Genomic DNA, 7625 nt, shown 5'->3' on the forward strand with positions numbered 1-7625 from the left:
ATCAGATGATGCCGAACTCCGGCGGCTCGTGAGCCAGCCGGACCAGCAGGTCGCGCAGCCAGCGGTGGGCCGGATCGCGGTCGTAGGACGCGTGCCAGAGCATCGAGACCGCCACGTCGTCGAGCGGCACCGGGACCGGGCTGACGCTGAGCGCCAGGGCGCTGGCGAAGGATGTGGCGAGCCGGGCATGCATGGTGGCGATCACCGGCGCGGCGCGGACCAGGAACGGCACGACGAGGAAGCGCGGTGTCGTCACGGCGAGACTCCGCGACCGGCCGATCAGGGCGAGGGCGTCGTCCACCACCCCGTGCGCGGTCTCGCGCAGGGAGGTCAGGACGTGGGGGAAGCGCAGGTAATCGTCGAGGCCGATCGGCGGCTGGAGCCCGATCAGCGCGGCGTTGAACAGGACCACGTAGCTGTCCCGGTAGAGGAGCCGCTGCTTGTGGTGAATCTGCCCTTCCGAGAACAACCCGATGGCGAGATCGACCCGGTCTGCGTCGAGTTCGTCGAGGATCCGCGCCCGGTCAACGGAGCGGAGCAGCAGCCGGATGCCGGGCGCCTCCCGGCGGAGTTCCGCGATCAGCCGCGGCCCGAGCAGCACCTCGACACTGTCGGGCAGGCTGACCGTGAAGCTGCGCTCCACGGTCTTCGGATCGAACCGCTCCTCCCGGTGCACCAGCGCCTGGACTTGCCGGAGCGTGGCGCGCAGGGGCTCGGCGATCTTGAGCGCGCGCGGCGTCGGCCGCATCCCGTCGGGCGCCCGGGTCAGGAGTTCATCGTCGAACAGGCGGCGGAGGCGGGCGAGGCTCGAGCTCATCGCCGATTGGCCGATGCCGACCCGGGCGGCCGCCCGCGTCACGCTGCGCTCGTCGAGCAGCGCGTCGAGGGCGACGAGCAGGTTCAGGTCGATCCGGGTGAGGTCGATATGGTCGATGGCCACGCGCGTCGCGATCGATGAGGGCTCGGACGCCCGACATAGCAGACGCGGCGGTCTGCATCTCGCCGTCATCCCGGGGCCGCGCAGTGGCGCCCGAGATCCAGACGCGCCGACGCGCCAGCACTCGGCACCACCGGTGTCTCTGGGTTCCGGGCTCGCCTGCGGCGCCCCGGAACGACGGTGCGGGACGCAGGACCGAGAGGGAAGCGCCGCATCACCGCAAGCCGCCCCGTCATCCCGGGGCCGCGCAGCGGAACCCGGGATCCAGACACGCCGACGCGCCAGGACCTGCACCCCCGGCGGCTCTGGGTTGCCCGCCTGCGGCGTGCTCCTCCGGGTCCGGGCTCGCCTGCAGCGCCCCGGAACGACGATGCGGGGCGCCGCACCGAGAGGAAAGCGTCGCATCACTGCAAGCCGTCCCGTCATCCCGGGGCCGCGCAGCGGAACCCGGGATCCAGACACGCCGACGCGGCAGGACCTAGCGCCGTCGGCGGGTCTGGGTTGCCCGCCTGCGGCGTGCCCCTCCGGGTCCGGGCTCGCCTGCGGCGCCCCGGAACGACGGTGGGGGTTTATGCACACAGCTACGCGGCGAAGAGCACGCTCCGCCCTTGACAATGTTCCTATTTTGTGCTCATTAGCCGCCACCTGCCCACGGCGGCCCGGGAGCGATCCCGGGGCGTCCTTGACGGGGCCCGCCCGGTGGCTGACCGGGCGGGTCCGTGGCGCGGGGCGGTGCCCGCGTCGGTGGCTCTCAGCCGCCATCGCCCCGGGCGGCGTGCCGGTACGGGGCGTGTCTCGGTGGCGGGCGTGAGACCGGGCGGCAGTCTGCCCGGCGGGGGCCGAAATGTCCCCGCGCCGACCCGCCACTGGGCCGACCCTACGCACCCTGCGGATCCGCCCACTACGAGGCGGGCACACGGCTGGAAGGCCACGGCATTGATAGCGGGTTCCGGAGGCGCGTGCGCCTCGCCCGAGACCGCTTGGCAGGCCGGCGCAGGACCGGGACGTCGGAGACACCGCGACGAGAAAGACGGCACCGGCCGGGGACCATGCCCGGTCGATGCCGCGGGCGCCGCGGGGATCGGATCCCGCGCGTTGACTGGCCGACACCTGGGTTCCCGCGGCGTCCCGCGTCCCGCGTGTTCGTCTCTTGGGCCATGCCCCCGGCGCCGAACGGCGCGCGGGGACGATCGCGCATGGCGGGCGGTAACCTGCCTGCCGGACGCTTTGCCGATTTCCCACCCTGCGCCGTCATTCCGGGGCGCCGCAGGCGAGCCCGGACTCGGAGGGGCACGCCGGAGGCGGGCAATCCAGACACGCGTCGTCGCAGGATCTGCCGCCGCGGCGGCTCTGGATCCCGGGCTCCGCTGCGCGGCCCCGGAATGACGGCGTGGCGGCAGGCGGCTCGGGCCCTCCCACAGGCGGGTCTTGCCGACCAACTCCGAAGGCATCACGCCGGGACAGGCTCGCGCGGCTCGGTGTGGTCGAATAGCCGGGGCGGTGCGATCTCGTCCCGGGCGCCCATCCGCTGGACGAGGTGGTCGGCCACCCGCAGGGCGTTGGCGATGATCGTCAGGGTCGGGTTCACGGCGCCGATCGACGGGAAGAAGCTCGCGTCGGTCACGTAGAGATTGTCGAGCTCGTGTGTCTTGCAGTTGCGGTCGAGGACGGAGTTCGCGGAATCGACTCCGAATCTGAGCGTTCCGGCTTGGTGCGCGGTGCCGCCGATCGGGACGTTCTTGCCGAGATAGAGCGAGCGGTCGAACAGGTGCGGATGGATATCGGTGAAGGCGCAGATCTCCTGCAGCTTGTGCCGCAGCCGCTTGTGCGCCTCGACGTTCGTCTCCGTAAGATCGAGGTGGACCTTGCCGTCCCGGTAATAGACCCGGTTCTGGGCCAGAGGAATGTCCTCCGAGGTGAGCCAGAAATCCACCGAATGCTTGGCGATCCAGTCGAAGGGCTTGTTGGGAAACCATTGCAGGAAGCCCGGCAGGCCCTCGCCATGGATCTGGACCCCGTCGGACTTGCCGACCATCTGGATGTGCCCGAGCGGGAAATCCCAATCGTCCTTCGGATCCGGATCGCCGAAGTAGAAGTCGTTGAGCCCGAGGGTCTTCTGGAACCGGGTCGGGTTCGGCGTCTTCGAGATCGCCAGCACCGTCGAATTGTTGTGGCGCATGTAGTTGCGGCCGACTTGGTCCGAGCCATTGGCCAGGCCGTTCGGGTGCCGGTCGCTCGCCGAGCGCAGCAGCAGCAGGGCCGAGGACAGCGCGCCGCAGGCCACCACGACGATGTCGGCCGAGGCCTCGAAGGGATCGCCGTCGCGGGTGCCGACCACGCCCGTCACCGTGCGGCCCGCGGCGTCTGTGACGAGACGCTCGATATAGGTGCGGGTGAGGAGCGTGAGGTTCGGGCAGTCCCGCAGGGCGGGGTCGACCACCATGGTCTGCGCATCCGACTTGCCGTTGGTTGGGCAGGGGAAGCCGTCGAAGGACTCGCACTTGATGCAGGGCGAGGTCGAGACCGCCCGCCCATCCTTCTCGACGAGCCGCACGCCCACCGGCAGGTGGAACGGCTGGTGGCCGGCCTGCTTGAGATTGTCGAAGAGCTCCTGGATCCGCGGCTCGTGCGAGACCGGCGGATGGGCGTAGGGCTTGTTCGACCACGGCTCGGTGGGATCCTCACCGCGCAGGCCGTGGACGTGGAACAGTTCCTCCGCGGCTTGATAATACGGCTCGAATTCGTCGTAGCCCACCGGCCAGGCCGGCGCGATGCCGTCCTGATGGCGGATCTCGGAGAAGTCCTTCTCGCGCAGCCGGAACAGGACCGAGCCGTAGAACTTCGAGTTCCCGCCGACGTAGTAGTGCAGCCCCGGATGGAAGCTGCTGCCGTCCGAAGAGTACCACGTCTCCTTGGCCTGGTAGTAACCGTCGACGATCACGGCCTGGCTGTCCCAGTTCCGCGGCTCACGCAGGAGATAGTCGCCGCGCTCGATCAGCAGGATGCGTTTGCCGGTCTGGGCCAGGCGCCACGCCATCGTCCCGCCGCCCGGGCCGGACCCGACGATGATGACGTCATAATGCTCGCCGGGCATGTGCGGTCTCCGTCCGGGCCTTTGTCCTGGCCTTTGTCCTGGCCTTGGTCTTGGCAGGCAACTCGCGAGCCGCTGTTCGGATCGCGCTGTGGCGGCGTTTCCGGCAGATACGCCTGGGCCGCGGCCGGTCTAGGGCCGCCGCGCCGCATTCGGCGAATGCCGCAACAGCCGGTTAAGCGCCTTTCCCAACGCCGCCTTCAGCTTCGCCTGCGATCCTGCACCGAACCGGCCTGCCGCCGGGGAGGCACGGATGATCAAGGATATCGCGCTGGTCCTGGCACTCATGATCGCCGCGACCCTCGCCCTGGGACGCTGGCGGGCGCGCGGTGTGCCCGACGACGGGAACGAGGCCGAGCGGATGCACGACCGCCTCTGGCGGATCAGCGAGAGCGAGGACCGCTATCGTGCCCTGGTCGCGGCGACCACGGAGGTCATCGTCCAGCGGGATGCGAGCGGCCGCATCACCTACGCCAACGAGGATTTCGCCCGGCTCCTCGGCCGCGAGCCGATCACGCTGCTCGGCTCGCAGATCGATTTGGAGATCCTGGAGCGCGGCACGGTCGAGGTCGGGGAGGACGGCGTGCGCCGCATGGAGGCGCAGGTCCGCTCGGTCGACGGACGGGTCCGCTGGTTCGCCTTCGTGGAGATGCCGGTGGCGCACGGCGACGCGATGCACTGGCTGCGCGCCGGCCGGGACGTGACGGCGCGCGTTGAGGCGATCCGCAGCCGCGATGCCGCCCTGGAGAAGGCCGAGGCGGCAAGCGTCGCGAAATCGCGCTTCCTGGCCACCATCAGCCACGAGATGCGTACGCCACTCAACGGCATCCTGGGAATGGCCGATCTCGTCCTCGGGACCGATCTCAATCCGGAACAGCGCACCTATGTCGAGGCCGTGCGGACCAGCGGCCAGGCGCTGCTTGGCCTGATCGACGGCGTGCTCGACTTCTCCCGGATCGAGGCCGGCCGTCTCGATCTCGCGGCCGAGCCCTTCGACCTGCCGGCGCTCGCCCAGGGCGTGGTCGAGCTGCTGGCGCCCCGCGCCCAGGACAAGGGTATCGAGATCGCCCTCGACGTCGCCGAGGACGTGCCCCCGAGCCTGCTGGGCGACGCCGACCGGGTGCGGCAGATCCTGATCAACCTCGCCGGCAACGCCATCAAGTTCACGGAACGCGGCGGCGTCGGCGTGAGCCTGACCTTCACGCGCTCCGAGGCGGGTGACGGGGAGGTGGTGATCGCGGTCTCGGATACCGGTCCGGGCATTCCGGAGGATCGGCTGCCGATCCTGTTCGAGGAGTTCGAGCAGGGTGATGGCAGCGCCAGCCGCAGCCACGAAGGGACCGGGCTGGGTCTCGCCATCACCCGGCGTCTCGTGACCCGGATGGGCGGGCGCGTCGAGGCGGAATCGCGGGTGGGACGCGGCTCGATCTTCCGGGTGACGCTGCCGCTGCCGGACGCGCGCGGCGCCCAGCGGCGAAGACGTGGTCCCGCCGTGCGCCTGAACGCCCAGCGCTGCCTGATCGTCGCCGATTCACCCTACCAGGCTCCCTATCTCGCGCGCAGCCTGTCCCGGGCCGGCGCCGCGACCGTGATCGTGGACAGCCTGGAATCCGGCCTCGACGCCCTGTCCGGCGCGGCCTTCGACGTCGTGCTGGCGGACCGGGCGCTCGGGGACGCGGCGGTACGGCAGATCGCCGATGCGGCGCGCGCTTGCGGCGTGCGCTGCAGCCTCGTGCTGCTGTCGCCCTTCGACCGGCGCGGCTTCGGTGCGCCGGGCGCCGCGGGCTTCGACGGCTACTTGATCAAGCCTGTCCGGGCGCGATCCCTATTCGAGCGCCTGCTCGCGCTTCCCGCCTCGTCGGAGACCGCCACGACGCCCGCCGCGCCGGCCCTGCGGTCCGGTGCCGGCCTGCGAGTCCTGCTGGCCGAAGACAACCCGATCAACGCGCTCCTGGCGACCCGTGCGCTGGAGCGGCTCGGCGCCGAGGTCGTCCACGCGATGGACGGCGTGCAGGCGCTGGAAAGGCTGAACGCCGACGGGCCCTTCGATCTCGCGCTGATCGACGTGCGGATGCCGCGCCTCGACGGCCACGAGACCGCCCGCCGGATCCGTGCCGCCGAATGCGAATCACCCGACACCCATCGGCTCCATCTCGTCGCACTCACGGCGAATGCCGGCCCGGAGGACGAGCGCGCCGCCCGGGAAGCGGGGTTCGACGGCTTCCTGGCCAAGCCGCTCAACGTGAAACTGCTTCCGGCTCTGCTGGAACGCCGGACGGCGCGCGCGGCCTGACGGGTCCCGCGTTGACAGCGGGGCACACCCCGCGCCAACAGGATCTCCATGTCGACAGCCACCGCCCCGTCGCCCGCACCGCGCTCATCGAGCGGCGCGCTCGCCGCGTGGGGAACGGCGATTCTCGTGATCGCGACCGTACTGCTCGGCGCGCTGCTGCCCGCCCGGCACGCACCGGCGCCGCGCTCGGCCGCCGAGGATCCGGCGTGCCTCGAATGGAGCGACGGCTGCACGGTCTGCCAGCGACTCCCGGAGGGGCCGGCCTGCTCGCTTCCCGGGATCGCCTGCCAGCCCGCCACTCCGCATTGCCTGCGCCATCAAGACGGGTGAGGTCCGGAACGCCGCTCCTTCGTTTCGCACCGAGCCCGAACGGTCGCCTCCATCTCGGCCACGCCTATTCGGCGCTGCTCAACGCCGATCTCGCTGCTAGGATGGGCGGCGTGTGCCGCCTGCGGATCGAGGACATCGATCCGCAGCGCTCGAAGCCCGAGCTGATCGCGGCGATCGTCGAAGACCTCGCCTGGCTCGGGCTGACCTACCCGGAGCCGGTGCGGCGTCAGTCGCAGCATATGGGGTCCTACAAGGCCGCGCTCGATCGCCTGATCGCGGGAGGCTTCGCCTATCCCTGTTTCTGCTCGCGCGGGCAGATCCGGGCCCGGGTCGCGGCCGGCGGCGCGACCGCGTGCGATCCGGACGGCGTTTCGCTCTATCCCGGAACCTGCCGCACGCTCGAAGCCGGATTGGTGGCCGACCGCCTCGCCCGCGGCGAGCCGCATACCTGGCGCCTCGACATGGCGGCCGCCCTGCGGGAAGCCCCCGGCCCCTCTGGCTATTCCGCCTTCGATGAGGCCGGCGCCTATCAAGTCACCGCCGAACCGGCCCGCTGGGGTGATGCGGTCATCGCGCGGCGCGACGTGCCGACGAGCTATCATCTGTCGGTGGTCCACGACGATGCGGAGGAGGGGGTCACCCACGTCGTCCGCGGCCGCGACTTGGAGGCCGCCACCGATCTCCACGTGCTGCTGCAGCGCCTGCTCGGTCTTCCCGGGCCGCGCTATCGGCATCACCCGCTGCTTCTCGACCCCGCCGGTGAGAAGCTCGCTAAGTCGCGCGGCTCGCAATCTCTCGCGGACCTCCGCGCCTCGGGAGTGACCCCCGAGGCGATCCGCGCACGGCTCGGCTTCACCTGATCCGAATGCTGCGGCTCAACGCACCACCGCGTCGCGCTGGGCGAGTGCCGTGGCGCTCTTGGACTTCTGCATGGTCGCGTCGATCTGCTCGCGCTGACGCTTGAACTCGGCGAG

6 protein-coding genes (1 of these 6 only partly in view) are annotated in these 7625 nt (G+C 70.8%); 3 read left to right on the forward strand and 3 right to left on the reverse strand.

Translation table 11 applies throughout. The features are described from left to right. Position 1: 1 nt before the first annotated feature. Together ABIE45_RS14260 and ABIE45_RS14265 are read right to left on the reverse strand one after the other, a co-directional pair. Positions 2-940 (reverse strand): LysR family transcriptional regulator, encoded by a 939-nt coding sequence (locus ABIE45_RS14260; protein WP_192711484.1) that lies wholly within the window; start codon positions 938-940, stop codon positions 2-4. A 1447-nt stretch (positions 941-2387) separates the two neighbouring features. Then, on the reverse strand, positions 2388-4031 hold the full coding sequence (locus ABIE45_RS14265) for a GMC family oxidoreductase (protein WP_192711485.1): 1644 nt from the start codon (positions 4029-4031) through the stop codon (positions 2388-2390). Between the two features lie 250 nt (positions 4032-4281). Between ABIE45_RS14265 and ABIE45_RS14270 the strand changes: the two genes are divergently transcribed. The 3 genes from ABIE45_RS14270 to gluQRS are packed head-to-tail and all read left to right on the forward strand — an operon-like array spanning position 4282 to position 7511. After that, complete coding sequence (locus ABIE45_RS14270) at positions 4282-6321, forward strand: ATP-binding protein (RefSeq protein ID WP_192711486.1); 2040 nt, start codon at positions 4282-4284, stop codon at positions 6319-6321. 48 nt (positions 6322-6369) lie between these two features. Next, a complete protein-coding gene (locus ABIE45_RS14275; protein ID WP_192711487.1) occupies positions 6370-6651 on the forward strand; it encodes a hypothetical protein in 282 nt (93 codons plus the stop codon). Further along, positions 6648-7511, forward strand: a complete 864-nt coding sequence (gene gluQRS / locus ABIE45_RS14280) for a tRNA glutamyl-Q(34) synthetase GluQRS (protein WP_373622347.1) — start codon at positions 6648-6650, stop codon at positions 7509-7511. Before ABIE45_RS14275 ends, gluQRS begins: the two co-directional genes overlap by 4 nt. A gap of 15 nt (positions 7512-7526) precedes the next feature. Here the strand turns inward: gluQRS and ABIE45_RS14285 are convergent, their stop codons facing one another. Beyond that, positions 7527-7625 carry the final stretch of a M23 family metallopeptidase gene (locus ABIE45_RS14285; protein ID WP_192711489.1) on the reverse strand. Its footprint extends 1926 nt past the window's final position, so only the last 99 of its 2025 coding nucleotides appear in the window; its start codon lies off the right edge, out of view — the gene reads right to left on this strand; the stop codon is at positions 7527-7529.

This window comes from Methylobacterium sp. OAE515 (assembly GCF_041806315.1).
Lineage (GTDB): Bacteria > Pseudomonadota > Alphaproteobacteria > Rhizobiales > Beijerinckiaceae > Methylobacterium > Methylobacterium tardum.

What these genes read in the sequence shown, in the direction of transcription:
- ABIE45_RS14265 (WP_192711485.1), bottom strand. Translation starts at nt 4,031, where the DNA reads ATGCCCGGCGAGCATTATGACGTCATCATCGTCGGGTCCGGCCCGGGC.
- ABIE45_RS14270 (WP_192711486.1), top strand. Translation starts at nt 4,282, where the DNA reads ATGATCAAGGATATCGCGCTGGTCCTGGCACTCATGATCGCCGCGACC.
- ABIE45_RS14275 (WP_192711487.1), top strand. Translation starts at nt 6,370, where the DNA reads ATGTCGACAGCCACCGCCCCGTCGCCCGCACCGCGCTCATCGAGCGGC.